The organism is Actinophytocola xinjiangensis (genome assembly GCF_001921215.1).
GTDB classification, from domain to species: Bacteria; Actinomycetota; Actinomycetes; order Mycobacteriales; family Pseudonocardiaceae; genus Actinophytocola; species Actinophytocola xinjiangensis.
In genome coordinates this window covers 79,732-105,191 of sequence record NZ_MSIF01000005.1, presented here as the reverse complement: position 1 = coordinate 105,191, position 25,460 = coordinate 79,732, and the positions used below count along the sequence as shown (strand labels likewise).

28 protein-coding genes are annotated in these 25,460 nt (G+C 70.7%); 22 read left to right on the top strand and 6 right to left on the bottom strand.

Translation table 11 applies throughout. From position 1 onward, the window contains the following. The first annotated feature begins 137 nt into the window (after window positions 1-137). A complete protein-coding gene (locus tag BLA60_RS12975; RefSeq protein ID WP_075133107.1) occupies window positions 138-788 on the top strand; it encodes a ferritin-like fold-containing protein in 651 nt (216 codons plus the stop codon). A 41-nt stretch (window positions 789-829) separates the two neighbouring features. Beyond that, complete coding sequence (locus tag BLA60_RS12970) at window positions 830-1,054, top strand: DUF3107 domain-containing protein (protein ID WP_075133106.1); 225 nt, start codon at window positions 830-832, stop codon at window positions 1,052-1,054. A 1-nt stretch (window position 1,055) separates the two neighbouring features. Here BLA60_RS12970 and BLA60_RS12965 read toward each other — a convergent pair whose 3' ends face one another. Together BLA60_RS12965 and BLA60_RS12960 are read right to left on the bottom strand one after the other, a co-directional pair. Further along, window positions 1,056-1,769, bottom strand: a complete 714-nt coding sequence (locus BLA60_RS12965) for a TetR/AcrR family transcriptional regulator (RefSeq protein WP_075133105.1) — start codon at window positions 1,767-1,769, stop codon at window positions 1,056-1,058. Between the two features lie 28 nt (window positions 1,770-1,797). Next, the gene (locus BLA60_RS12960; RefSeq protein WP_075133104.1) at window positions 1,798-2,448 is read right to left on the bottom strand and encodes a TetR/AcrR family transcriptional regulator; all 651 of its coding nucleotides are present in this window, start codon (window positions 2,446-2,448) and stop codon (window positions 1,798-1,800) included. A gap of 117 nt (window positions 2,449-2,565) precedes the next feature. Here BLA60_RS12960 and BLA60_RS12955 point away from each other — a divergent pair, with 117 nt between their 5' ends. Both BLA60_RS12955 and BLA60_RS12950 read left to right on the top strand, forming a co-directional pair. Then, window positions 2,566-3,552 (top strand): alpha/beta fold hydrolase, encoded by a 987-nt coding sequence (locus BLA60_RS12955; protein ID WP_075133103.1) that lies wholly within the window; start codon window positions 2,566-2,568, stop codon window positions 3,550-3,552. 246 nt (window positions 3,553-3,798) lie between these two features. After that, window positions 3,799-4,632 carry a DUF3152 domain-containing protein gene (locus BLA60_RS12950; RefSeq protein WP_245811960.1) on the top strand — a complete coding sequence of 278 codons (834 nt, stop codon included), beginning with the start codon at window positions 3,799-3,801 and terminating at the stop codon, window positions 4,630-4,632. An 84-nt stretch (window positions 4,633-4,716) separates the two neighbouring features. On the opposite strand, the gene BLA60_RS12945 is transcribed toward BLA60_RS12950, so the two are convergent. Together BLA60_RS12945 and BLA60_RS12940 are read right to left on the bottom strand one after the other, a co-directional pair. After that, window positions 4,717-4,890, bottom strand: a complete 174-nt coding sequence (locus BLA60_RS12945; RefSeq protein ID WP_084734889.1) for a DUF397 domain-containing protein — start codon at window positions 4,888-4,890, stop codon at window positions 4,717-4,719. Window positions 4,891-4,901: 11 nt separating this feature from the next. Then, the gene (locus BLA60_RS12940) at window positions 4,902-5,717 is read right to left on the bottom strand and encodes a helix-turn-helix domain-containing protein (protein WP_075133100.1); all 816 of its coding nucleotides are present in this window, start codon (window positions 5,715-5,717) and stop codon (window positions 4,902-4,904) included. A 299-nt stretch (window positions 5,718-6,016) separates the two neighbouring features. Between BLA60_RS12940 and BLA60_RS12935 the strand changes: the two genes are divergently transcribed. From BLA60_RS12935 to BLA60_RS12895, 10 genes are all read left to right on the top strand, one after another. Then, the gene (locus BLA60_RS12935; protein WP_154814318.1) at window positions 6,017-6,199 is read left to right on the top strand and encodes a hypothetical protein; all 183 of its coding nucleotides are present in this window, start codon (window positions 6,017-6,019) and stop codon (window positions 6,197-6,199) included. A 43-nt stretch (window positions 6,200-6,242) separates the two neighbouring features. Then, complete coding sequence (locus tag BLA60_RS12930) at window positions 6,243-6,590, top strand: hypothetical protein (protein WP_075133098.1); 348 nt, start codon at window positions 6,243-6,245, stop codon at window positions 6,588-6,590. A gap of 16 nt (window positions 6,591-6,606) precedes the next feature. Next, on the top strand, window positions 6,607-6,912 hold the full coding sequence (locus BLA60_RS43155) for a hypothetical protein (protein ID WP_154814317.1): 306 nt from the start codon (window positions 6,607-6,609) through the stop codon (window positions 6,910-6,912). Between the two features lie 52 nt (window positions 6,913-6,964). Then, the gene (locus BLA60_RS12925) at window positions 6,965-7,930 is read left to right on the top strand and encodes a radical SAM protein (RefSeq protein WP_245811959.1); all 966 of its coding nucleotides are present in this window, start codon (window positions 6,965-6,967) and stop codon (window positions 7,928-7,930) included. Then, complete coding sequence (locus BLA60_RS12920) at window positions 7,923-8,642, top strand: hypothetical protein (protein WP_154814316.1); 720 nt, start codon at window positions 7,923-7,925, stop codon at window positions 8,640-8,642. Before BLA60_RS12925 ends, BLA60_RS12920 begins: the two co-directional genes overlap by 8 nt. A gap of 67 nt (window positions 8,643-8,709) precedes the next feature. Beyond that, window positions 8,710-9,492 carry a hypothetical protein gene (locus tag BLA60_RS12915; RefSeq protein WP_075133095.1) on the top strand — a complete coding sequence of 261 codons (783 nt, stop codon included), beginning with the start codon at window positions 8,710-8,712 and terminating at the stop codon, window positions 9,490-9,492. After that, window positions 9,489-10,097: an AAA family ATPase gene (locus BLA60_RS12910; protein WP_075133094.1), complete on the top strand. Its 609-nt coding sequence runs from the start codon at window positions 9,489-9,491 to the stop codon at window positions 10,095-10,097. Before BLA60_RS12915 ends, BLA60_RS12910 begins: the two co-directional genes overlap by 4 nt. Before the next feature lie 45 nt (window positions 10,098-10,142). After that, a complete protein-coding gene (locus BLA60_RS12905) occupies window positions 10,143-10,622 on the top strand; it encodes an NUDIX hydrolase (protein WP_075133093.1) in 480 nt (159 codons plus the stop codon). Between the two features lie 234 nt (window positions 10,623-10,856). Further along, complete coding sequence (gene moeZ / locus BLA60_RS12900; RefSeq protein WP_075133092.1) at window positions 10,857-12,035, top strand: adenylyltransferase/sulfurtransferase MoeZ; 1,179 nt, start codon at window positions 10,857-10,859, stop codon at window positions 12,033-12,035. Between the two features lie 54 nt (window positions 12,036-12,089). Continuing rightward, window positions 12,090-12,878 carry a TIGR02569 family protein gene (locus tag BLA60_RS12895; protein WP_245811958.1) on the top strand — a complete coding sequence of 263 codons (789 nt, stop codon included), beginning with the start codon at window positions 12,090-12,092 and terminating at the stop codon, window positions 12,876-12,878. Here the strand turns inward: BLA60_RS12895 and BLA60_RS12890 are convergent. Further along, window positions 12,865-13,386, bottom strand: a complete 522-nt coding sequence (locus BLA60_RS12890) for a hypothetical protein (RefSeq protein WP_075133090.1) — start codon at window positions 13,384-13,386, stop codon at window positions 12,865-12,867. The genes BLA60_RS12895 and BLA60_RS12890 overlap by 14 nt on opposite strands. Before the next feature lie 90 nt (window positions 13,387-13,476). Between BLA60_RS12890 and BLA60_RS12885 the strand changes: the two genes are divergently transcribed. From BLA60_RS12885 to BLA60_RS12850, 8 genes are all read left to right on the top strand, one after another. Further along, window positions 13,477-15,513 (top strand): molybdopterin oxidoreductase family protein, encoded by a 2,037-nt coding sequence (locus tag BLA60_RS12885; protein WP_075133089.1) that lies wholly within the window; start codon window positions 13,477-13,479, stop codon window positions 15,511-15,513. Further along, the gene (locus BLA60_RS12880; RefSeq protein WP_075133088.1) at window positions 15,510-16,952 is read left to right on the top strand and encodes an FAD-dependent oxidoreductase; all 1,443 of its coding nucleotides are present in this window, start codon (window positions 15,510-15,512) and stop codon (window positions 16,950-16,952) included. Before BLA60_RS12885 ends, BLA60_RS12880 begins: the two co-directional genes overlap by 4 nt. Next, complete coding sequence (locus BLA60_RS12875) at window positions 16,949-18,454, top strand: MFS transporter (RefSeq protein WP_075133087.1); 1,506 nt, start codon at window positions 16,949-16,951, stop codon at window positions 18,452-18,454. Before BLA60_RS12880 ends, BLA60_RS12875 begins: the two co-directional genes overlap by 4 nt. An 88-nt stretch (window positions 18,455-18,542) precedes the next feature. Then, the gene (gene nirB, locus BLA60_RS12870; RefSeq protein WP_075133086.1) at window positions 18,543-21,029 is read left to right on the top strand and encodes a nitrite reductase large subunit NirB; all 2,487 of its coding nucleotides are present in this window, start codon (window positions 18,543-18,545) and stop codon (window positions 21,027-21,029) included. After that, window positions 21,026-21,346, top strand: a complete 321-nt coding sequence (nirD, locus tag BLA60_RS12865; protein WP_075133085.1) for a nitrite reductase small subunit NirD — start codon at window positions 21,026-21,028, stop codon at window positions 21,344-21,346. Before nirB ends, nirD begins: the two co-directional genes overlap by 4 nt. Further along, window positions 21,343-22,458, top strand: coding sequence for a uroporphyrinogen-III synthase (locus tag BLA60_RS12860; protein ID WP_075133084.1), 1,116 nt, complete (start codon window positions 21,343-21,345; stop codon window positions 22,456-22,458). The genes nirD and BLA60_RS12860 overlap by 4 nt, the downstream gene beginning before the upstream one ends. 7 nt (window positions 22,459-22,465) lie before the next feature. Then, window positions 22,466-23,080, top strand: coding sequence for a sirohydrochlorin chelatase (locus BLA60_RS12855; protein ID WP_075133083.1), 615 nt, complete (start codon window positions 22,466-22,468; stop codon window positions 23,078-23,080). Window positions 23,081-23,458: 378 nt separating this feature from the next. Then, the gene (locus BLA60_RS12850) at window positions 23,459-24,892 is read left to right on the top strand and encodes an NF041680 family putative transposase (RefSeq protein WP_245811957.1); all 1,434 of its coding nucleotides are present in this window, start codon (window positions 23,459-23,461) and stop codon (window positions 24,890-24,892) included. Between the two features lie 222 nt (window positions 24,893-25,114). Here BLA60_RS12850 and BLA60_RS12845 read toward each other — a convergent pair whose 3' ends face one another. Then, window positions 25,115-25,402: an MGMT family protein gene (locus BLA60_RS12845; RefSeq protein WP_084734887.1), complete on the bottom strand. Its 288-nt coding sequence runs from the start codon at window positions 25,400-25,402 to the stop codon at window positions 25,115-25,117. Window positions 25,403-25,460: the final 58 nt, after the last annotated feature.

Here is a 25,460-nt window from a genome sequence, read left to right as displayed (position 1 = left end):
ACGGGCCGCTCGACCGCACGCGCGAAAATCGGTGCGGGAGGGCCGGCGAGGCGCGCACACCCTCTTGTGGACGCGGCCGGTGACAGCTCACGTCCTGGCCAGTCTACCTGCGTCGGCGTGCCGATACCCTCTGCCCCATGAGCGAGTCGTCACTCGACCCCGGGACGGTCGATCTTCTGGGCGTGCTGGCCTACGGCGAGCTCTCGGCCTTCGACCGCCTCGCCGAGGACGCCCGGCAGGCGCCGACGCTGTCGGGCCGGGCGGCGCTGTCGGCCATGGCCGCGGCCGAGATCGCGCACTACACGCTGATCGAGACCTTCCTCGCCGGCTACGACCTGGACGTGCAGGAGGCGATGCGGCCGTTCATCGGGCACTTCGACACCTGGCACGCCTCCACCGCGCCGAGGTCGTGGCTGGAGTCGCTGGTCAAGGCCTACGTCGGCGACGGGCTGGCGGCCGACCTGTACCGGGAGATCGGGACCTGGCTGGAGCCGGCGCCGCGCGAGCTGGTGACCGAGGTGCTGGGTGACACCGGACACTCGGCGTTCGCGCAGCGGGAGGTGCTGGCGGCCATCGAGCGGGACCGGACCGTGCGTGACCGGCTGACGCTGTGGGGCCGGCGGCTGCTCGGCGAGGCGCTCACCCAGGCGCAGTACGTGGTGGCCGAACGTGACGGGCTCGCCGAGCTGATCGTCACCGGCACCGGGGACCTGGCGGGAATCGCGGCGCTGTTCCGGCGGTTGCAGCAGGCACATGGCAAGCGGATGACCGCTCTCGGTCTCGGCTAGCCTTGGCAGGTCAACATTTCGGGGACGAGGCGGAGGTCAGCGTGGAGGTCAAGGTCGGAGTCGCGGACACCGCACGGGAACTGGTGCTCAACAGCGACCAGTCGCCCGACGAGATCGAGTCGCTGGTGGCGGCCGCTTTGAAGGACTCCTCCGGGACCCTGAGCCTGGTCGACGACAAGGGGCGCCGCTACGTCGTGCCGGCCGGCCGGGTCGCGTACGTGGAGATCGGCACGGCCGACAGCCGCCGGGTCGGTTTCGCGACGTAGGTCAGCCCGCGTCGCTGGTCCGGTCGACCTCGGTGAGCTTGACCACCTTGTTGACCTCCAGCGGCTTGTTCGGGTCGAGGACGATGCCGTTGGCGCGGGTGAACCCGTCGATCGCCGACCAGATGATCTGGGTCAGGTACTCGACGACCGCGTCACGGCTCATCGTCCGCCGTTCCAGCCACCACTCGCTCACGTTCTGGACCATGCCGACGATGCCGTGCGCCCACGGCTCGGCCCCGCCGGAGTCCATGTTCAGCGCGCGCAGGTAGTCGCCGAGCAGGGCGGCGATCGCGTTGGCGATCAGCTCCTTGTCCTCGCCGACGATGTCCTGTTCGAGCTGGGTCTTGGCGAAGCTGCGGCGGACCAGCACCCGGTACAGGTGCGGGTGCTCCTCGACCGTGGTGAAGAAGGCGTCCAGGCTCTTGCGGATGCGCGGGACCGGCGCCTCCTCGTTGTTCAGCGCCGGGATGAGCCGCTCGAACAGGATCTCGGTGCCTCGCTGGCCGAGGGCGACGAACAGGTCGGCCTTGTCGGCGAAGTGCCGGTAGAGCACGGGTTTGGTGACCCCGGCCTCGGCGGCGATGTGTTCCATGCCGACATCGGGGCCGTGTTCGGTGAGGGCGCGCATGGCGGCCTCGACGAACTCGGCCCGGCGGGCGGCCCGGTGTGAGCGCCAGCGGTCCCGTCTGGCGTCCCCGGTGCTGTGCTCGGGCATTCCGTAGAGGTTACCCGTCCCGGGGGCGCTACGTGCTCTGCAACGGGTAGCCGCCGCCGATGCCCTTCCAGGCCAGCGTGGAGATCAGCGCGACGGCCTCCTCCTTGGGCATGGACCGGTTGTTGGCCAGCCAGGAGCGGGCGGCGACCTGGCTGATCCCGACCAGGCCGACGGCCAGCAGCTGGGCGCGTTCCTCGTCGAGGCCGGCGTCGGCGGTGATGGTGGTGGTGATGGCCGCCGTGCACGCGTCGGTGCCGCGGTCGATGGCGGCCTGGACGGCCGGCTCGCCCCGCAGGTCGGACTCGAAGACCAGCCGGTAGGCCTGGCTCTCGCCGTCGACGAAGTCGAAGTACGCGCTGACCGCGTTGCGCACCCGAGCCTTGTTGTCGCTGCTGGACTCCATGGCGTCGTTGACGCGCGTGATCAGCTCGTCGACGTGCATCTCCAGCAGCGCCATGTACAGCTCAAGCTTGCCGGGGAAGTGCTGGTAGAGCACGGGCTTGCTGACCCCGGCGCGCTCGGCGATCTCGTCCATGGCGGCGGCGTGGTAGCCGTTCCTGGCGAACACGTCCTGCGCCGCGGCCAGCAACTGGGCCCGCCGCGCGGTTCTGGGCAGCCTGGCTGCCCGGTTGACCTGGCCTCCGCTGGCCAGGCCGCCCTGTTGCACCATCTCCGACATGCCGCCTCCCAACCAACCCGTGCGGGTGATACGACCTTACTCGTGGGTAACGGTCGGCCGCGATCGTCCGCCAGTGTTATGGACAACCGGGGTACCCGGGGAGGGACACTGGTCCCCATGAGCACCAGCGCCGCCACCAGGCCTCCGGTCACCCGAGTCCCGCTGTCCGACGCCATGCTCCCGCCGGTGGACATGTCGACGCCACCATGGCCGGGCCGAGACGAGACCGTTGGTGGCGTCACGCTGCACGTTCGCCGCACCCCCGGCCCGGCCGACGCGGACACGACGGCCGTGTACGTGCACGGGCTGGGCGGCTCGGCGACCAACTGGACCGACCTGGCCGGCCAGCTGGCGGGTCACGTTCCCGGCGTCGCGCTGGACCTGCCCGGCTTCGGCCACACCGAGCCACCGCCCGGATTCGACTACACGATCCCGGCGCACGCCGACGTCGTCGCCCGATACATCCGAGGTCTGGGCGTGGGCCCGGTGCACCTGTTCGGCAACTCGATGGGCGGCGCGATCTCGGTCCTGGTCGCCGCCCGCCACCCCGAACTGGTCCGCGACCTGGTGCTGGTGTCGCCGGCCATGCCGGACCTGCGGCCGTGGCTGTCGCGGATCTCCGATCCCCGGCTGCCGCTGGCCTACCTGCCGCTGGTCGGGACGTTCGTGCGCCGGCGCCTGGCCGCCGAGGACACCCAGGTGCGGGTGATGCGCCTGCTGCGCCTGTGCTTCGCCGAGCCGGACCGGATCCCGCTGTCGCGGCGCGAGGAGGCGGCCAGGGAGATCGTCGAGCGGGAGGCGATGGCCTGGGCCAACCCGGCGCTGGCCCGCAGCACGGTCGGCCTGATCCGCAGTTGGCTGGTCCCGCCGTCGCGGTCGCTGTGGACGCTCACGCCCAGGATCGACGTGCCGACCCTGGTGGTCTGGGGGACCGAGGACAAACTGGTCACCGTGCGCAAGGCCCCCCGCACGGCCGAGCTGCTGCCGCGTGGGCGGCTGCTCGTATTGCCCCGGACGGGTCATGTCGCGCAGATGGAGCGCCCGGCGACAGTTGCCAGGGCAACGCTGGGAATGTGGGAGCAGGTGGCGGCCGGGACGTGGTGAACGGAGTCACCCACCTCGGCGGTACATCCACACGTCGTTATCAAGCTGTGGCATGGTGGTCGCGTGACGAAGCGCGTCCAGGATCGGTACCGCGCGGGAGCGCGCCGCACCTCGGCGCAACCACTGGCGGCCTCATGGCAGCCCGATGGTGAGACTCCACGCGGACAGCGGCGAAAGCGCAGGCCCCGGAGACGGGGGGTCCGTGGCTTCCTGTCGGCCTACGGGTGGCGGATCTACGCCGTCCCCGTGCTGATCGCCATCACCGTGCTGGTGTTCATGGACATCCGGCGCGGCGGCGATCCGGCCGAGGACGCCGGGCTGGCCGGGGTGCGCAGCGAGCAGCCACCGGCCTCCGGCGAGGAAGTCGTCGAGGAGCCGAAAGCCACGGAGAAGCCGGCTGTTCCGCCGGACCTGAACATCCCCACCGCCGAACTGCCGAAGGGCGCGCCGTTCGCCCAGGCCGGCCAGGGCGAGTTCGACATCCTGCCCGGGAAGGGCAAACGCCTGGGCAGCGGCGGTGAACTGTTCACCTACACCATCGAGATCGAACGCGGCATCGACCTGCGCTCCCAGGGCGGCGAAGGCACCTTCGCGTCCCTGGTCGACGGGACCCTGGCCGAGCCGCGCGGGTGGGCGGCGACCGGTCAGGTGTCGGTGCAGCGGGTCGACGGTTCGCAGGGCGAGCCCGACATCCGGATCACGCTGGCGACACCGGAGACCGTGCACAAGGCGGAGTACTGCGGGTACTCGATCCGCTACGAGACGTCCTGCTGGCGACGCAGCGAGGGCCGGGTGATGATCAACCTGGCGCGCTGGGTGCGCGGGGCGGTCGCGTTCGGCGGCGACATGGGCAACTACCGGGCGTACGCGATCAACCACGAGATCGGGCACGCGTTCGGCAACGGGCACGTCGGGTGCGCGAAGTCCGGTGAGCTGGCGCCGGTGATGATGCAGCAGAGCTTCGGGGTGGCCAACGACTACGTCGCCCGGCTCAACGACCAGGTGGGGAACTCGGACCCGGTCCAGGCCGACGGCAAGACGTGCCGGTACAACCCCTGGCCCAATCCGCAGGCCCAGTGAGTCCCCAGGCGAGTGCGGAGGTCAGCGGCCCCAGCGCTCATTCTGCGGAGGCGCCGGGGGCCACTGAGCTCCGTTGGTCTCTGGCTACTCGCCTCGTGAGTCCACCCTGCCGGCCTTGATGGCGGCCGTCAGGGTCGCAAGATCAACCCGAAGGTGCGGGCCAGACCGCTGCTTGCTGTCGCGGACCAGCCCCTGTGGGTGGATCTCGACGCAGTTCGTCTGCCCTTGAGTCCGCGATGACTTACGCCACTCCTCCACTTCTTCCTCCGTCAGTTGCCGATGTGCCTGCGGAGGATCGTCGCAGACTCCTCCTCGTCGAGCGCCGTTGACCAGTCGCTTTCGAAGTCTTCGACGTACACGGCGACCTCGTCTGGATCTGCGATGTAGGTGGCGTGTGTCTGGCCTTCCAGGTACACGCGGCTGATGTCTGGGGACGTGAGCCGCAGATGTGTGAACGGCACGCCGAGGAGGCGGTGTGCGCCGACGGTGAACGGCAAGATCCTGAGCCGCACGTTCGGTAGCTGACCGAGTTCGAGGAGTAGTTCAAGCTGCGACCGCATCGTGCGTGGGCCGCCGATCTGTTGCCAGACGGCAGCCTCACCGAGCATCAACCGAACCTCTGGGCCTTCATCGCGGGTGATCAGCAGCCGTCGTGCGATCCGGTCCGCGACGCTTCCCTCGATGTCCTGCGTCCTGGCCCACGTGAGCAGCGCCCGCGCGTAGTCGTGGTGCTGCATCGGTCCCCACACCAGGTCGGGGGCGTAGTAGCTGACCGCGACGGCGGCACGTTCCATCGTGATGTAGGACTGCGCGAAGTCGGCGACCCTTGCCGGCGACTCCTTCTTGCGGGCGGCGTCCGCGAGCAGGTGCAGCCGCTTGCGCCCTTCCTCGTCAAGGTCGTACAGGTCGGCGAGCTTGTCAGCCTCTGCGCGGGCGATCGCGCGCACTCCGCTCTCGACTCTCGAAACCTTGCCTTCGTACCAGCCGAGTTCGGCGGCGACCTCTGACGCGGCCAGTCCTGCTTTCAGGCGTGCGCGGTTGAGCGCTTCGCCGAGTGCGACTCGCTGTGGGTTCTTCGTCGCCAACCGCGCTCCTCATGTCCAACTGTCTGGCCACGCCGGAGTACATCCTGCCGCAATCCGGTCGCCCCGCGCATCACCCATTTCGGCCATAGCCAACTGTGCATGCACAGTTGTACTGTCTCAATAGTCGACGCCGTAGTCGACTCCTCCGGAGCTGATGTGCCAGCGGTGGCCGACCTGGGCCGGTGGGCGGGTTCGCGCTCGCTCGCCGGTTCCTGTCTGGGAGAGCGCTACAAGGGAGTGACTGCACCATGACTGCTCACGACACACTTCGGCCCGTCCTGGCCGGTGCGGTCGACTCCATGGACCGCACGATCAGCCTCGTCGTGACCGTCATGGACGACGGACGCGTCGAGTTCGCCTGGTGGCGGCCTGAAGTCGATCGGTACCCCTCGTATCGCTGGTATGTCAGCTCTGTCGATGAGTGCGTATGGCTGATGAAGGCGGCCCGTACGGCGATACGGGAGTTGGAGCGGCGGGCATGACCGCCATCAACCCTCAATACAAATTCCACAAAGGAGCCCCGGTATGACCCTGATTACCGACGATGAACCACCCGTGACGGCGGAAACAGAACTGAAGTACGTGTTGCTTCTCGCTGGGGCTGTCAATGGAACCGACGAGACCGTCACGACCCTCGACGTGACCGGCACCGTCGGTGAACTGACCGTCGGTCTCCGGCCGTGGCTGCTCGCGACGCTCCGGTCCAAGGAACACACCAACGGCTGGTACATCGCCTGCCTGGTCACCGTCAACCACGACCGAACCTACGACACCTACCTGTCCCTCGCGATGGAAAGCACCCTGTGGTTCTGGGACGAGGAATGCGTGCCGATATCGCAGGCCCGACAGATGACCCGCAACCACCAGTCCTGACAACGGAGAACCCGCGATGAACATCGTCCCCTTCACCCTCAGCTCCACCGAGGACACCGCCAACGGCGTCTACGCCGCCTGCATGTGGATCACCTCGGACAACGGTGACTCAGAAGTCGTCGTCTTCCGCCGAGGAACCGACGGACATCCCATGCTCGGAATCTCCGACAGCCCCGAACGAGCCCTCCGCCTCCACAGCATGGTCACCCCACTGCGCATCGAATGGTGCGACGACACCAATCGCCGAAGTGGTGTATCGGCTCGGGGCCAGCGGACTGGACCGGTCGTCAACGGGCGACGCGCAGAAGACTCAGATTTGTAGTTCTGGCAACGAGAAACAGGGAGTTCACGTGACTGATCTTGGTATGCCGACCATGCCCGCCGCGTTGAGCATGTCTGGGCAGTCCTCAGGTCCGGTCGTGTTCACCGGGGGGCATCATTTCCAGCTCGCTGGCGGGGCGTCGCTGGACGAGGTGCTGGGTGGCCTGACCGCGCCGTTGTCGGTGATCTTGCAGGTGACGAAGCGGTGCGACTTCGACTGCAACTTCTGTTCGGAGATCCTGCAACGGCCGGACCCGACGCTGGACCAGCTCGACACCATGCGCGCCAATCTCGCCGGCGTGGGCCGGGTGTTCCTGTCCGGCGGGGAACCATTGATGCGCCGCGACTTCGGCGACATCGTGGACATGTACTCGCCCGACTTCATCCTGGGCATACCCACGAACGCCACCAGGGCGCTCCAGCACGCGCCTCGAATGGTCGGGAAGGTCGGTTACGTCAACGTTGGGTTGGAGGGGCCGCGGGCGATCACCGCGCGGGTCCGGGGTGACTACGACAAGGTGATGGCCGGCATCCGCGTGTTCCAGGAGCACGGTCTGCCGCTGTCGCTGTCGTGCGTGGTGCTGCGCAGTGACCTGCACGGTCTGCCGTTCACCTACCAGATCGCCGACACCATCGACGCGGGCAAGCTAAAACTGATCATGCCGTTGCGAAAAGGCAACGCATTGGACCTCGCCGAGCACGAGTTCATCAGCAACGCCGAAGCGGAGGCCAAGTTCGCCGAACTGCGCAGCATGGCCGCCACCTATGCCTGGCGTCCCGCGCTGCGACTGACGGCTTGGACGCCGGAGACCGAGGGCCACATGATCTGTATCGAGCCGCACGGGGTGGCCAATGCGTGGCCGGTCTACGACGCGCCCGACCTGTTCGAGCCGTTGGGTAACGTGTTGGAGGAGTCGATCAGCGAGATCTGGGCGCGCTATCGCTTCCAGCGCAACCACGTCGCCAAGTACCTGGGCAGCAGCATCTACACCACCCCGCACGGCGGTGGCCATGCGTAGCACCACCAACCTCGCGTGGCCGACCGTGCCGTTTGGAGCGGGACAGCGACCGTTCGGCAAGGACCGGCCGATGCTCGCGGCGGTCGGTCTGGCCTGGTCGGACTACGTGCCCCGACCGACATGGGGTTGCACGGTCTACCTCACGGTCGAGAGCACGCGCACGCTCGTGCTCGACGACCACCAGCTGAACTTCGGCTACCAGGTGCTTACCCCCGATCCCGGCGACGGGCCTGGCGCGCTCGCCGAACGGATGGATCATTTGCTGGTGGCCTGTCGTAGACAGGCGAAGTTCCTGGCCGGGCATGACTTCGTCGTCGACCTGCAACGTCTGGCCACCGTTGGTGGCCGGCTTCGCGGTGTGGATGGCGTGCGTCAACAGTGGACCGACCGCGCGGACAAGGGGCGGGGTATGGCCAGGATGATCGACACGGCGCACGATGGCGACTTCCCCGGCCCGGCCGCGCTCGCCGCCGTGTGCGAACACGCCGACCTCAAGGTCGCCGTCGGCGTTCACGCCGATGCCGATCCCGGGAATGACGGTGTGGCCGCCACCGTTCGCCGAGCCCTCACCCGCATCCTTGCGGTCGCTCTGATAGCGGCTCGCAGCACCGGCCGCTACCGCTGGGCATCGCCGATCGACGTCGACCAACTGGTGACTGACGCCGCGTGGGACCGTCTCGCTGAACTCGGTGAGAGCCCACCCGTGTCCTGAACCATCCCACGATGGTGGCCCGGCAGGATGGCTGGGCCATCACCACCGACTCGTTCAGGAAGCGGACATGATCGTCACGACCAACCTTCCCGCGCGGCGCCGCGCGGCGCCGCACCGCCCGGCCGGATCGACGTTGTGGGCCAGCATCGACGTGGAGTGGACGAAGAACTACCGGATCAAGAATGGCAACCGGCCCTTCTGCTACTCGGTGGTGTACGCCGCGCTGCCCGATATGGACCAGCCTGTCGAGCTGACCGAGCTGCCCTTCTCCTACACGAGCATGTACGTCGAAGAACCCGACGAGACCGGCGTACTGCTCGCCTCGGCCAACGACGCGGTGCGCGCAGCGTTCGCCGCTGCCGATCACGTCACTGGCCACCAGTTCACCAGCGATCTCGGCGTGCTGGCCAACGCGAGCGCCGAGCCACTGCATCACGTGGCCGCCGCCCGCGAGAATTGGCTGTCCCGTCGCGTCGGCGAGTTGGCCGACCGCAGGGTCATCGATACCCGCTACGACACCGATCACGTCCTGACCTGCACGTCCCGTCGCCTGGTTGACGTGTGTGCCGACCTCGATCTCGATGTCACCCAACCCGAGCTGCGCCGCGCTTCCATGACCGCGTTGCATCGCGCCTACCTCGAAGACGGCTCGGTCGAGGCGCGCGAACGCATCAGCGTCCTGAACCTGCGCCACAGCGTGTCCACCGCGCTGGTCGCGTTGCGCGCCACCGGCCGGGCTCGCTGGCGCGGCACCCTCAACGTGAACCAGCTGCTCGCCGACCAACTCGACGGCTCCTTTGCCTGGCTCTCGCACCCCACGTTCACCGACCTGCTGCGCGAGGCTCCATGACCATCCGCGACTGCCCGACCGTCGCCATTGACGGCACGCATGCCTCGGGCAAGACCACCCTCATCCATGCCTTGACCGCGCATTATCGGCGTCAGGGCGTCAACGTCGCCGCCATGGGCGAACCCGCCCGGTCCAGCCCCTTCATGGAGGAGATCGTCATCCACGGTCGCGGCAGCTTCGACCTCGTCGCCGAGGTCGACGTGTTCGCCGCCCACCTCCGCTACCAGCTCCGCACCGCGCGCAACCACCAGCTCCTCATCGCCGACAAGACCATCGTCAACGTGCTCGCCTACGCTCGGATGCTGCTGGACATCGCGCCCGGCAGCAACGATGCCACGGTGCTCGACGCGATGGAGCACTTCTGCCGCGCCTGGGCACCTACCTACGACCTCGTGTTCTTCACCCACGACCACTACGACCAGCCCAGCGACGGCTTCCGCGCCAAGGTCGCCGGCCTCCAGGACACTGCGGCGACCACCCTCCGCACCCTCTACGACCAGCTCGGTGTCGCTGTGATCGATGTCCCGCTCGGGCTCGAAACCGATCAGCGCGTCGAATGGGTCGCCGGGCGAGTCGCCGAGTCCGGGCTGGTCTCCACTCGATAACCTGCGGCGTCCACACCGACACTCAGCCCAGGAAGAACCTCGCGCGTGCCTTACACCAGCGTCGTTGACGTCCTGCTCCTCCTGGTCCGCGATGGGCATGTCCTGCTGGCCCAACGCCACAACACCGGCTACGCCGACGGTCAATGGAACCTGCCCTCCGGCAAGCTCGAAGACGGCGAAGATGTGGTCGCCGCCGTCATCCGCGAAGCCCGCGAAGAGATCGCCATCGACCTGGACCGCGGCGACCTCGACATGGCCACCGCGCTCCACTGCCGCAACCCGGAAGGTGAAGGCCGTGTCGGCTTCTTCTTCCACGCCCGCCAGTGGCGCGGCGAACCCCGTAACGCCGAGCCGCACAAGTGCTCGCAGCTCGAATGGTTCCCCCTCGACCAGCTCCCCACCAACACCGTGCCCTACACCCAGGCCGGCATCGAGCTGTTCGGCCGAGGCGAACCATTCGGCCTGCACGGCTGGCTACCCACCGCGGGGCCGGCGTTGGCCGGGCACTGGCAAACCCGAGCCTGACCTGGCCATCTCGCCCGTAGGTCCACCCAACGTGTCGGTACACCGGCGATCGCGTAACGGCTGGGGCTTGCGGCCGGACCGTCGGTGACGGCCACCACGCCATCGGGCAAAGCCGGGCCACTCGCTCCCGGCCATCGGGTGAACCCGTCCCGGAATATGGGAATGCGGAAGCCCTGATGGGACCGGAGCGTTGAACCGACCAGACTGGGGGGACGGTAGACCGAGGAGGGACTCATGGCAGGCACCTTGCCGCCGCTTGTCGAGCCAGCTGAGGAGTTGACCAAGGACGAGGTGGCTCGTTACAGCCGTCACCTCATCATCCCGGATGTCGGGGTTGATGGTCAGAAGCGCCTCAAGAACGCGAAGGTCCTGGTGGTGGGGGCGGGTGGGCTGGGTAGTCCGGCCCTGCTCTACCTCGCGGCGGCCGGGGTCGGGACGTTGGGCGTGATCGACTTCGATGTGGTGGACGAGTCGAACCTGCAGCGGCAGGTGATCCACGGGCAGTCCGACATCGGCAAGCTCAAGGCGCAGTCGGCCAAGGAGTCGGTGGCCGAGATCAACCCGTTCGTCACGGTCAACCTGCACACCCAGCAGCTGACCTCGGAGAACGCGCTGGACGTGTTCCGGGACTACGACCTGATCCTGGACGGCACCGACAACTTCGCCACGCGTTACCTCGTGAACGACGCGGCCGTCCTGCTGGGCAAGCCGTACGTGTGGGGGTCGATCTTCCGGTTCGAGGGCCAGGTCAGCGTGTTCTGGGAGGACGCGCCCAACGGCCAGGGCCTCAACTACCGGGATCTCTACCCGGAGCCGCCGCCGCCGGGGATGGTGCCCTCGTGCGCCGAGGGCGGTGTGCTCGGTGTGCTGTGCGCCTCCATCGGGTCGGTCATGGTCACCGAGGCGATCAAGCTGCTCACGGGCATCGGCGAGCCGCTGCTCGGCCGGCTGATGGTGTACGACGCCCTGGAGATGTCGTACCGGACCATCAGGATCCGCAAGGACCCGGAGACCAAGCCGATCGAGGGGCTCATCGACTACGACGCGTTCTGCGGGGTGGTCTCCGACGACGCCCAGAGCGCCGCCGCCGGGCACACGATCACCCCGATCGAGCTGAAGCAGAAGATCGACCGGGGCGAGGACTTCGCGCTGATCGACGTCCGGGAGCCGCACGAGTACGAGATCGTCTCCATCCCGGGCGCGGTGCTGATCCCCAAGGACCGCATCCTGACCGGGGAGGCGCTGGCGGAACTGCCGCAGGACAAGCCGATCGTGTTGCACTGCAAGTCCGGTGGCCGGTCGGCCGAGGCGCTCGCCGCGCTGCACAAGGCCGGTTTCGCGGACGCGGTGCACGTCGGCGGGGGTGTGCTCGGCTGGGCGCGGGAGGTCGACACCAGCCTGCCCACCTACTGACGCCCCGCGAGTCCACCGACGGGTTCGCCGCGCGCGCGGGTAGCGTGCGGGGTCGTGAGTTCGCCCCCACCACCCCTGCACGTGCGTGCGGCGTTCGGTGTCAAGGAGATCGAGCCGGAGCTGGTCGAGGTCGGGACGCAGTGGCGCTGCGGCGACCTCGCCCTGCGGCCGGCACCCAACCCCGCCGAGTCCTCCTGGGTCGCGCAGACCCTGGGTGACCTGCATGTCGCCGACCTGAGAGTGGCCAGACCGGCCCGCGCGTCCGACGGGCGCTGGGTGGTCGGCGGGTGGGCGGCGTTCCGGTTCGTCGAGGGCCGGCCGGAGCCCCGCTACGACGAGATGGTCAGCGCGTCGCTGCGGCTGCACCACGCCACCGGCGGCCTGGCCGTTCCCCGGTTCCTGACCTCGCGCGACGACGTGTTCGCCGTGGCCGACCGGGTCGCGGCCGGCGTCGACGAGGCGCCGCTGAACCCGGCGCTGGGCGGGCGGCTGTTCGACGTGCTCACCGGCTCACGCAAGCCGCTGAGCCTGCGCCCGCAGGTCGTGCACGGCGACCTGTTCGGCAACGTGCTGTTCGCCGGCGCGTCCTCGCCGGGGATCGTCGACTTCACCGCGTTCCACCGGCCGGCCGAGTGGGCGGCGGCGGTGATCGTGGTCGACGCGCTGGCCTGGGGCGGGGCCGACCCGGGGATCCTGCGCCGGTGGGGTCACCTGCCGGAGTGGCCGCAGGCGCTGCTGCACGCCCTGCTGTTCCGGCTGGCCGTGCACGCCCTGCACCCGCACTCGGACGAGCGGTCGATGCGTGGCCTGGAGCGGGCGGCCCACCAGATCACGGAGCTGTGAGCACCACCAGCAGCCGCACGCCCTCGCGCAGCGTCTCCGGCGCCACGGCGAACCCGGTGACCAGCAGCGCGACGGCCAGTACCAGGCCGGCGCCGGACGCGGCCACGGGCCGCAGCAGCACCGTCGCCACGACGGTGAACGGGAGGCCGCCGACGGTGAAGGCCATCATGAGCTGCACGTCCAGCGGCAGGTCGACGACGAACGTCGCGGCGGCCGCGTAGGACCAGCCGGCCAGGCCGGCGGCGGCGACCAGGACCACCCACAGCGCCCGGCCCCGGGCGGTGTCGGGCAGCCACGTCGTGCCGGGGGTGCCCCAGGCCAGCAGGCCGAGCGCGGCGACCAGCGCGACCAGGACCCCGATCACCCCGGCCAGGGACAGTGTCGACAGGTCGGCCAGCGGCTGGAGGCGGCGCGGGCCCCGGTGGACGGTCAGCAGCACCGCCAGCGTGCCGGTGAGCACCGAGCCGATGACCCACACCCCGAGCAGCTGTCTGGGTGTCGGGCTCACCGCGCACCTCGTCCTCGTCGGCAGGCAATGTCGCGTGCCGGAAACATGACCGCATCCTGAGGTAACACGGGCTCCCTAGCGTTTCGGGCCATGCCGGTCGACACGCACTGCCCCTACTGCGCCCTCCAGTGCGGCCTGCGGCTGTCCGGGGGCGTGGTGGGGCCGCGCGATTTTCCCACCAACCGGGGTGGGCTGTGTCAGAAGGGGTGGACGGCCGCCGCGCTGCTGGACTCGCCGGGGCGGTTGACGCGGCCGCTGGTCCGCGCCGGCGGTGAACTGCGGCCGGCGTCCTGGGACGAGGCGCTGGGGGTGGTGGCCGCGCGGATCGGGGACGTCCAGGCCCGCCACGGGCGGGACGCGGTCGGGGTGTTCGGCGGCGGTGGGCTGACCAACGAGAAGGCCTACCTGCTGGGCAAGTTCGCCAGGGTCGCGCTGGGCACGTCGACGATCGACTACAACGGCCGGTTCTGCATGTCCTCGGCGGCCGCGGCGGGGACACGGGCGTTCGGCCTTGACCGGGGCCTGCCGTTCCCGGTGTCCGACCTGGACGACGCGGGCGCGGTGCTGCTGGCCGGCGCGAACCCGGCGGAGACCATGCCGCCGTTCACCCAGCACCTGAGCGGCGCGGAGCTGGTCGTGGTGGACCCGAGGCGCACGCCGACGGCCGAGGCGGCGACCTTGCACCTGGCGCCGGTCCCGGGCACCGACCTGGCGTTGGCGCTGGGCATCCTGCACGCGGTGGTCGCCGACGGTCACCTGGACAAGGAGTACGTCGCCGAGCGCACCACCGGGTTCGACGAGGCGTGGCGGGTCGCGGCGGCCTGGTGGCCGGAGCGGGCCGAGCGGGTCACCGGGGTGGCGGCGGCCGACCAGCGGCGGGCGGCCGCGCTGCTGGCCGAGGCCGGCGGGGCGTACGTGCTGACCGCGCGCGGCACCGAGCAGCACGCCAGCGGCACCGACACGGTCAGCGCGTGGATCAACCTGGCGTTGGCGCTGGGCCTGCCCGGCCGCGCCGGCTCCGGTTTCGGCTGCCTGACCGGGCAGGGCAACGGGCAGGGCGGGCGCGAGCACGGGCAGAAGGCCGACCAGCTGCCCGGCTACCGCCGGATCGACGACCCGGCCGCGCGGGCGCACGTCGCCGGGGTGTGGGGCGTGGACCCGGCGTCGCTGCCCGGTCCGGGGCCCTCGGCGGTCGAACTGCTCGACTCGCTGGGGGCCGCCACCCGGGCGCTGTTGGTGTTCGGGTCGAACCCGGTGGTGTCGGCGCCGCGCTCGGCGCACGTCGCGCGGCGGCTCGCGGCGCTGGACCTGCTGGTGGTGGCCGACGTCGTCTACTCGGAGACCGCGCGGCTGGCCGACGTGGTGCTGCCGGTGACCCAGTGGGCCGAGGAGGACGGCACGCTGACCAACCTGGAGGGCCGGATCCTGTTGCGCCGCAAGGCCCTCGACCCGCCGCCGGGGGTCCGGACGGACCTGGGGGTGTTGGCCGGGCTGGCCGGTCTGCTCGGGCAGCCGGCCGGGCGGTTCCCTTCGGACGCGGCGACGGTGTTCGACGAGCTGCGGGCGGCCTCGGCCGGCGGGCCGGCCGACTACTCGGGTGTCACCTACGGGCGGCTGGCGGCGGGGGAGGCCCTGCACTGGCCGGTGCGCCACACCGCGCACGCCGGCACGCCGAGGCTCTTCCTGGATTCCTTCGCCCATCCGGACGGGCTGGCGAAGTTCGTCGCGGTCGACCACCGGGGGCCGGACGAGCCGCCGGACGCGGAGTTCCCGTTGCGGGTCACCACGGGCCGGGTGCTGGCGCACTACCAGTCGGGGGCGCAGACCCGGCTGGTGGCCGAGCTGGTGGCGGCGGTGCCGGAGGCGTTCGTCGAGGTGCATCCGGACACGGCCGCGCGCGCGGGTCTGGCCGACGGTGACCTGGCGCGGGTGGACTCGCGGCGCGGGTCGGTGGTGGCGCGTGTGCGGGCGGTGGGTTCGCTCCCGCTGGACGTGCTGTTCCTGCCGTTCCACTTCCCGGGGGCGGGGCGGGCGAACCTGGTGACCAATCCCGCGCTGGATCCGGTCAGCCGGATGCCGGAGTTCAAGGTCTGCGCCGGTCGTTTGTCCACTGTGGAGGCTGAATGAGTCGCCGGGTCGTCGTTGTGGGGTACGGAATGGCCGGTTCGCGGCTGGCCGAACAACTGCGCCGGCGGGATCCCGGCGGCGAACGGGTCGCGCTGACCGTCATCGGCGAGGAACGCCATCCCGCCTACAACCGGGTGCTGCTCTCGGCCGTGCTCGGCGGCTCGCTGCGCCCGGAGTCGGTGCTGCTCCAGAACTCCGACTGGGCCCGCGAGCACGGCGTCGACCTGCGGACCGGGGTGACGGTCACCGCCCTGGACCGCGCCGCGCGCACCGTCGCCCTGTCCGACGGGTCGACGGTGGACTACGACGTGCTGGTGCTGGCCACCGGCGCCCGGCCGTGGCTGCCGCCGGTGGAGGGCCTGACCACCGAGGAGGGCCTCGCACCCGGCGCGGTCGCGTTCCGCACCCTCGACGACTGCCAGGCCATCCTCGACGCCGCCCGCCCCGGCGCGCCGGTCGCCGTGCTCGGCGGCGGGCTGCTCGGGCTGGAAGCCGCGCGCGGTCTGGCCCACCGGGGCTGCCTGGTCACCGTCGTGCACCCGGTCGGGCACCTGATGGAACGCCAGCTCGACCCGGCCGCCGGCCGGGTACTGGCCGCCACCCTGGCCACCCTGGGCATCGAGACCCGCCTGGGTGTGACCGCCGCCCGCCACCTGCCCGGCGACGGCCTCAAACTCGCCGACGGCAGCCACGTGCCGGCCGACCAGGTGGTCGTCTCCGCCGGGGTCCGGCCGGACACCGCGCTGGCCGTCGCCGCCGGGCTCACCGTCGACCGGGGGGTGGTCGTCGACGACGCGCTGCGCACCAGCGACCCGCGCGTGCACGCCATCGGCGACTGCGCCCACCACCCGGGCACGGTGTCCGGGCTGGTGGCGCCGGCCTGGGAGCAGGCGGCCGTGCTCGCCGACCTGCTCACCGGCACCGACCCGGCCGCCCGCTACCGGGGCACCCCGGTGGTCACCCGGCTCAAGGCCCGCGACGTCGACCTGGCGGCGCTGGGCGACGTGCACACCGACGTCGACTCCCCGGACGCCGAGGTCCTGTGCGTGCAGGACATCACCCGTGGCCGGTACGCCAAGCTCGTGCTGCGCGAGGACCGGGTCACCGGCGCGATCGTGCTCGGCGCACCGGACGCCGCCGCGGCCATCACCCAGCTCTACGACCGGGGCATCCCCGCCCCCGCCGACCGGCTGGCGCTGCTGCTGGGCCGCGCGGGCACCGGGCAGCCGGCGAGCCCGGTCGACCTGCCGGCCTCGGCCACCGTCTGCCGCTGCAACACCGTGAGCAAACGCCAGCTGGTCGCCGCGTGGCGCGGCGGCGCCCGGTCGCCGGGCGAGCTGGCGACCGCGACCAGGGCCACCACCGGCTGCGGCGGCTGCCGTGACGCGGTCCGCGTCATCGCCGACTGGCTTTCCACCACCGACCCGGAGGGCACATGACCACAGACACCGCCGCGCGCAATGGGCGCTGGATCGACGACTGGAACCCCGACGACGAGCGGTTCTGGGAGCGCACCGGCCGCCGGATCGCCCGCCGGAACCTGGTCTTCTCGATCTTCGCCGAGCACCTGGGGTTCGCGATCTGGGTGCTGTGGTCGGTGGTGGTGCTCAACCTGGGCAACGCCGGCCTGCCGATGTCGCTGTCGGAGACGTTCTGGCTGACCGCCCTGCCCAACCTGGTCGGCTCCGCGCTGCGGATCCCCTACACCTTCGCCGTTCCGCGTTTCGGCGGCCGGCTGTGGACGACGGTCAGCGCGGCGCTGCTGCTGGTGCCCTCGCTGCTGCTGGCGGTGGTCGTGCCCAGCGGCTGGCTGGCCGCCCAGACCCACGACACCCAGTTCCTGGTGCTGCTGGTGTGCGCGGCGACGGCCGGGGTCGGCGGCGGGAACTTCTCCTCGTCGATGGCCAACATCTCGTTCTTCTACCCCGAGCGCCGCAAGGGTTTCGCGCTCGGGCTCAACGCGGCCGGCGGGAACCTGGGCGTCGCGGTCGTGCAGCTGGTGGTGCCGCTGGTGGTGATCATCGGCGTGCCGGCGGCGGCCGCGCGGCTGCCCCGCCACGAGGTGCACCTGGCCTACGCGGGGCTGATCTGGATCCCGTTCGTGGTGGCGGCGGCGCTGTGCGCGTGGCTGTTCATGGACAGTCTCACCCAGGCCCGCTCGGACGCCCGCTCCTACGTGGCGGCGCTGCGCCACAGCCAGACGTGGATCATGTCGGTGCTCTACATCGGCACGTTCGGCTCGTTCATCGGGTACTCGTTCGCGTTGCCGCTGGTCATCAAGAACACCTTCCCGGAGTTCCTGGCGGCCAACCCGTTCATCGCGACCTACCTGGCCGGGCTGGGTTTCCTCGGCGCGCTGATCGGGTCGGTGTCGCGGCCCTTCGGCGGGTGGCTGTCGGACCGGATCGGCGGTGCGCGGGTGACGTTGTGGTGCTTCACCGGGATGATCGCGTGCACGGCGCTGGCGATCGTCGGGGTGAACGAGCACAGCTTCGGGCTGTTCTTCGCCTCCTACATGGTGATCTTCCTGCTTTCCGGTGCCGGCAACGGGTCCACCTACCGGATGATCCCGGTGATCTTCGGCGAGCTGGGCCGGCGGGAGGCCGAGGAGAAGGGCCTTGACCGGGCGCGGACCGCGCTGCGGTTCAAGCGGGAGGCGGCCGCGGTGATCGGCATCGCCGGGGCGATCGGCGCCTTCGGCGGGTTCCTCATCCAGGTGATGTTCCGCGAGGCCAGCCTCGGGGTCACCTCGGCGGTGGCGGCGGCCGGATCGGCGGCGGAGAAGACCGAGGTGGCGCGGGCGAACGCGGACTGGTCGACCAGCGCGCTGTGGGTGTTCCTCGTCGGCTACGTCGTGTTCGCGTTCCTGACCTGGTTCTACTACCTGCGCCGGTCCTTCGCGGTGGTGCGGGTGCCGAGCCTGGCCGGGGCCGGGGTGTGAGCGGGGCGTAACAGCGGCGAAACGGTGGTGACGCGCCGGTGAAACGGCCGCCACCGAGCATGGGTCGACTCGAAAGGGGCACGGACAGATGACAGCGTCACTCGTCGTGGTCGGCAACGGGATGGTCGGGCACCGCCTGGTCAGCTCGGTGCGCGAGCGTGACCGTGCCGGCCGGTGGCGGGTCGAGGTGTTCGGCGAGGAGCGCCGCCCGGCCTACGACCGGGTCGCCCTCACGTCCTATGTGGACACCTGGGACGACTCGGCGCTGCTGCTGGCCGGGCACGACCCGGACGTCACCGTGCACCTTGGCGACCCGGTCGTGGCCATCGACCGGGCCGCGCGCACGGTGACCTCGGCCTCGGGTCTGGTCCGCGAGTACGACGCGCTCGTGCTGGCCACCGGCTCGTCCCCGTTCGTGCCGCCGGTGCCCGGCCACGACCTGCCCGGCTGCCACGTCTACCGCACCCTCGACGACCTCGACGGCATCCGCGAGTACGCCGCCAGGGTGCCCCACGGGCGGCGCGCGGCCCTGGTCGTCGGCGGCGGGCTGCTCGGCCTGGAGGCCGCCAAGGCCCTGCGTGACCTCGGCCTGTCCCCGCACGTCGTCGAGCTGGCGCCGTGGCTGATGCCGCTGCAGGTCGACGAGGGCGGCGGCGCCCTGTTACGGCGGTTGATCACCGCCCTGGACGTCACCGTGCACGCCGGCACCGGCACCACCGCCATCGAACGCGACCGGGGCCGGCTGCTCGCCCGGCTGGGCAACGGCACCGAGCTGGACGTGGACCTCGTGGTGTTCGCCGCCGGTATCCGCCCGCGCGACGCCCTGGCCCGCGCGGCCGGCCTGGACCTGGGGGAACGCGGCGGCGTGCTGGTCGACGAGGCCTGCCGCACCGCCGACCCGCACGTGTGGGCCGTCGGCGAGTGCGCCTGTGTCGGCGGCCGGGTGCACGGCCTGGTCGCCCCCGGGTACGCGATGGCCGAGGTGGTCGCCGACCGGCTGCTGGGCGGCGCGGCGACGTTCACCGTGGCCGACACCGCCACCAAGCTCAAGCTGCTGGGCGTGGACGTCGCCAGCTTCGGTGACGCGCACGCCCGCGCCGAGGGCGCGCTGGAGGTGGTGCTCAACGACGCGGTCGCCGGCTCGTACAAGAAACTCGTGCTCTCCGACGACGCCAGCACGTTGCTCGGCGGCGTCCTGGTCGGCGACGCGTCGGCCTACGCCGCGCTGGCGCCGATGGTCGGCCGCCCGCTGCCCGGCGACCCGGCGGCGCTGCTCGCCCCGGCCGGCGAGACCCTGGGCGCCGGCGCGCTGCCGCCCGACGCGCAGGTGTGTTCGTGCCAGGCGGTGACCAGGGCGGCGGTCGACGGCGCGATCGCCGAGGGCTGCGCGGACGTGCCGGCGCTCAAGGCGTGCACCAGGGCGGGCACGGGCTGCGGGTCGTGCGTGCCGATGCTCAGGCAGCTGCTGGCCAGCGCGGGGGTGGCGCAGTCGAGCGCGCTGTGCGAGCACTTCACCCACAGCCGGGTGGCGCTGTTCGAGATCGTGCGCTCCACCGGCATCCGCACGTTCAGCGAGCTGGTGGCGAGGTATGGCCGTGGCCGGGGCTGTGACCTGTGCAAACCGGCGGTCGCGTCGATGCTGGCGTCGCTGGGCGGGCACGTGCTGGACCGCGAGCAGGTGGCGTTGCAGGACACCAACGACCAGTTCCTGGCCAACATCCAGCGCAACGGGACGTACTCGGTGGTGCCCCGGATCCCCGGTGGCGAGATCACCCCGCACAAGCTGATGGTGATCGCCGAGGTGGCCCGGGACTTCGACCTGTACACGAAGATCACCGGCGGGCAGCGGATCGACCTGTTCGGCGCGACCGTCGAGGACCTGCCGGCGATCTGGCGGCGGCTGGTCGACGCGGGGTTCGAGTCGGGGCACGCGTACGGGAAGGCGTTGCGCACGGTCAAGTCGTGCGTGGGCAGCACGTGGTGCCGCTACGGCGTGCAGGACTCGGTGCGGCTGGCGATCGAGCTGGAGCTGCGGTACCGGGGGTTGCGTTCGCCGCACAAGCTCAAGGCCGGGGTGTCGGGCTGTGCCAGGGAGTGTGCCGAGGCACGGAGCAAGGACTTCGGCGTGATCGCCACCGAACACGGCTGGAACCTCTACGTGGCGGGGAACGGCGGCTTCAGCCCGAGACACGCGCGCCTGCTGGCGTCCGATGTGGACACTGAGACGCTGGTCCGGCTGATCGACCGTTTCCTGATCTTCTACGTGCGCACGGCCGACCGGTTGCAGCGCACGGCGGCGTGGGTGGAGGCCATGGACGGCGGCCTGGACCACCTGCGCGCGGTGATCGTCGACGACACCCTCGGCATCTGCGCGGATCTGGAGGAGGCGATGACCGCCCATGTCGGCTCGTACGCCGACGAGTGGCGCGGTGTCCTGGAGGACCCGGAGAAACTGGCCAGGTTCACCTCGTTCGTCAACGCCCCCGGCACCCCCGACCCGACGGTCGCCTTCCGCGAGGAACGCGGCCAGCGGGTGCCGGTGTCCCTGGGGGTCCCGCAGGTGAGCGCGCGATGACCGTCGTCTGCCGCCTGTCCGACCTGCCCCCCGACCGTGGCGTGGCGGCGCTGCTGCCCGACGGCGCCCAGGTCGCGGTCTTCCACACCGGGGCGGGGGAGCTGTTCGCCCTGTCCAACATCGACCCGTACAGCGGCGCGGCGGTCCTTTCGCGCGGCATCGTCGGTGATCTGCGCGGCGTGCCGGTGGTGGCGTCCCCGATGCACAAACAGCACTTCGAGCTGCACAGCGGCGAGTGCGTCGAGGACCGTGCCGTGACCGTGCGGGTGTATCCGGTGCGGGTGGCCGCCGGCCAGGTCGTCGTGGAGGACCCGTGACGTTACCCCTGGCCGGCTACACCGTCGGCGTGACGGCGGCCCGCCGCGCGGACGAACTGGGGGCGCTGCTGGAGCGGCGGGGCGCGACCGTCATCCACGGCCCCGCCATCCGCATCGTGCCGCTGGCCGACGACGCCGACCTGTCCCACGCGACCCGCAGCCTGCTCACCGACCCGGCGGACGTCGTCGTGGCCACCACCGGCATCGGCTTCCGAGGCTGGATGGAGGCCGCCGAGGGCTGGGGCCTCGGCGACGACCTCCGCGCGGCCCTGTCCACGACGACCCTGCTCACCAGGGGCCCGAAGGCCAAGGGCGCGGTCCGCGCGGCGGGCCTGGTCGAACGCTGGGCCCCGGAGTCCGAGTCGAACGCCGAGGTCCTGGAGTACCTGCTGGACTCCGGGGTGGCTGGCCGGCGGATAGCGGTGCAGCTGCACGGCGAACCGTTGCGCGAGTTCGTGGACACCCTGCGCGGGGCCGGCGCGTCGGTCCTGGAGATCCCGGTGTACCGCTGGACCACGCCCGCCGATCCGGCGCCGCTGGAACGCCTGCTGGACGTGGTCCTGGCCGGCGGGGTGGATGCGCTGACCTTCACCAGCGCGCCAGCGGCCGCGAGCCTGCTGGCCGCCGCCGGCCGCCGGGGTAAAGCCGAGGCCCTGGTGGAGTCGTTGCGCTGCAAGGTGTTGACCGGCTGCGTCGGCCCGATCACGGCCGGCCCGCTGACCAGGGTGGGGGTGCCGGTGGTGCAGCCGGAGCGCGCCCGCATCGGCGCCCTGGTCCGCGAGCTGGTGGTGGCGCTGCCCGCACGGGCGCTGCGCGTCCGGGCCGGCCAGAGCGAGTTGGAGCTGCGAGGCCAGGCCGTCCTGGTGGACGGTGACCTGCGCCCGGTCCCACCGGCGCCGATGGCGGTCCTGCGGGCGCTGGCCGAAAGCCCGGGGACGACACTGCCCAGACCGGTCCTGGGGGCGGTCCTGCGCCGGCACTCCGGCCGAACCGACGCGGTCGACGAACACGCCGTGGAGACGACGGTCGGCAGGCTCCGTTCGGCGCTGGGCGCGGCCGGCCTGGTGCAGACGGTGGTGAAGCGCGGCTACCGCCTGGCGCCGTCGACATGAGGTCGTCGTGAGACTGGTTTTGGCCGCGCACGGAACCCGCGACCCCGCCGGCGCCGAGACGGTCGAGTCCCTGGCCCGGGCCGTGCGCCACCGACTGCCCGAGGTGCCGGTCGTGGTCGGCTACGCCGACGTACGCCGCCCCACGGTGGCGGAGGTGACGGAGGAGAGGTCGATCGTGGTCCCGGCCTTCCTGGGCAACGGCTACCACGTGCGGGTCGACGTGCCGGCCCAGGTAGGCGGGCGAGGGCGGGTGACCTCGGCGCTGGGCCCCGACCCGGACCTGGTGGGGGTCGTGCGTGACCGCCTGGTCGAGGCCGGCTGGACCGGGGAACCGGTGGTGCTGGCCGCCGCCGGGTCGCGGGAGGTCGGCGTCCGCGCCGAGGTCGAGAAGGTCGCGGGCCTGCTGGGCGAGATGCTGGGGGTCCAGGTTCGGGTGGGATACGTCATGGGCCGACCCACCGTCGGGGAGATGGTGGAGAAGGGCTGGGCAGTGGGCTCGTGGCTGCTGGCACCGGGAGTCTTTCACCGCATGGTTTCCGAGCACGGACCGGTGGTGGGCGCACCGCTGGGCAACCACCCCGCAGTAGCCGACCTGATCGTGCGGCGATTCCTGTCGGCGTGACGACCTCGCCCACAACCACCAACGACCACCAACGACAAGCAACGACCACCAACGACCAGCAACGACCTCCACCCACAAACCAGCCTCCAACGGACAGACACAGGCCAAACCAGAACCCCCCACCACAGAGCCCCCGCCCACCCGGGTCTGGCGGTGGACACCGCCAGGGGCAGGGCGCAGCCCTGCCCCTTAAGGCCCTGCCTCAGGGCGGCGGAGGCTCACGGGTCAAGAGGCCCACAGGTGAACACGAACCCAGACAAAGCCCAGCTCAGGGCCTCTTGAGGCGTGAGCTTGAGTTTTAACGTTGGGGTGGGTGTGTCTGGCCCTGGGTGATCATGGGTGCAGCCCTTGGTTGATCATTCGTCTTGCGACAGAACGATGATCGACTCAAGGGCTGCGGTGGTCAGTGTGCACGATGCTGGGGTGGGTGCTGCGTTCGGGGAGTTGGCCGGGTTCCGGACGGAGTTGTATCGGTGTCTGCCACGTCGTGGTGATGTGTTGTTCGAGTTGTGTGACGCGGTGTTATGCGCTGAGGGCCCGGTGACCACGCTGGTCGGGTTGTCGTTGACGGCGGAACATCGACGTGGTCACGGTGCTCTGTATGACGGTCTGGCCTCGGGTCGGGTCGACGTCACCCGGTTACGGCAGGCGGTCACGAGTGTGAGCGTGCCGCGGGACCACGCGGGCCGGATCGTGTTGGCGGTAGACGTGTCGGCGTGGTTACGACCGGACGCTCCGACCAGCCCGGACCGGTCTTACTGTCATGTCTCCGCGCGGGGCAAAGGCCAAGCGCAGATGATCCCTGGCTGGCCCTACTCGTTTGTCGCCGCGCTGGAACCAGGCCGGACGTCCTGGACCGGGCTGCTGGATGCTCAACGACTACGTCCGGGTGATGACACGACGGCGGTGACCGCCGGACAGGTCCGGGACGTGCTCGAACGACTGAAACGGGCCGGGCACTGGCGGGCGGGTGACCCGCCCGTGCTGGTGGTCTGCGACGCCGGCTATGACCTGCCCCGACTCGCTCATCTCCTCACCGACCAGCAGGTCGAAGTGCTGGGACGGTTGCGGTCAGACCGCACGTTCCGGTTCCCGCCGCCGCCACCACGCCGTCGGGACGGCGGACCAGGCCGCGACGTCGGACGACCCCGCAAACACGGACCGACGTTCAAACTGCCTGACCCGGCCACTCACCCCGAACCCGAGACCACGACCGTCACCGTCACCGACCGTTACGGACTGGCGCGCGCGGACGGCTGGACCCGGCTCTCCCCGCTCCTGGCCCGCCGGGACGGCTGGAAACACCACACCGGCCCACTGCCGACCATCCCAGGCTCCATCATCCGCCTGACCGTGGAGCGGTTGCCAGGCACCCGAACCCCGAAACCCGTCTGGCTCTGGCACTCCCACCCCAGCCTCGACCCCACCAGCATGAACCGGCTCTGGCAAGCGTTCCTACGCCGGTTCGACCTCGAACACACCTTCCGATTCCTCAAACACACCCTCGGCTGGACCCGCCCCCGCACCCGCTCACCCGAACAAGCAGACCGCTGGACCTGGCTCATCCTCGCCGCCCACACCCAACTCCGCCTCGCCCGCCACCACACCCACGACCTACGCCGCCCCTGGGAGAAACCCCCCACCCACCCCCACCCACTCACCCCCAACAGAGTCCGCCGCGGATTCCCCTACCTCCACCGGAAAACCACCCACCCCACCCGCGCACCAAAACCCACCCGACCCGGCCCAGGACGCCCACCCGGCACCCGAAACCACCACCCCGCCACCCACCACCCCATCGGCACAGGTTAAAACTCAAGGTGAGTGGCCGCCCGTAAAATCCACCGCCAGACCCGGGCAAGACAGACAAAACCCCCCACAACCCACACCCGAAGGAAACCCACAACCCCCACCCCAAGAACCCACAACCCGCACCCCCACGAACCCGCACCCACGACCCAAACCCGCACCCCAGAAACCCACAACCCACCACCAAGCCCCTACGACCCAAACCCACAACCCACAACCACAAACTCAAGGACGCCAACGGTAAACACGCATGTCCACCCGACTGCCGTCAGCCAACACCCCCTCCCCCCGCAGCAACTCCAACTGCTTGTGAACAAGATGCGGCGCCGGCGTCCCGTCAGCCCTCAACACCCGATGCCACGGCAGGTCATGCCCGTCCTCCCCCAACACGCGCCCGACCAACCGAGGCGTCGACGCCCCGGCGATGGCCGCGATGTCGCCGTAGGACGCCACCCGCCCGGCCGGGATCGACGCGATCACGTCCCGCACCCGCTCATGCAACTCTTCGTCCACATCCGCATTGTGACGGCGTGCCGGTGCGACCGCGTCCACCCCGCCGTGTTTTCATCGT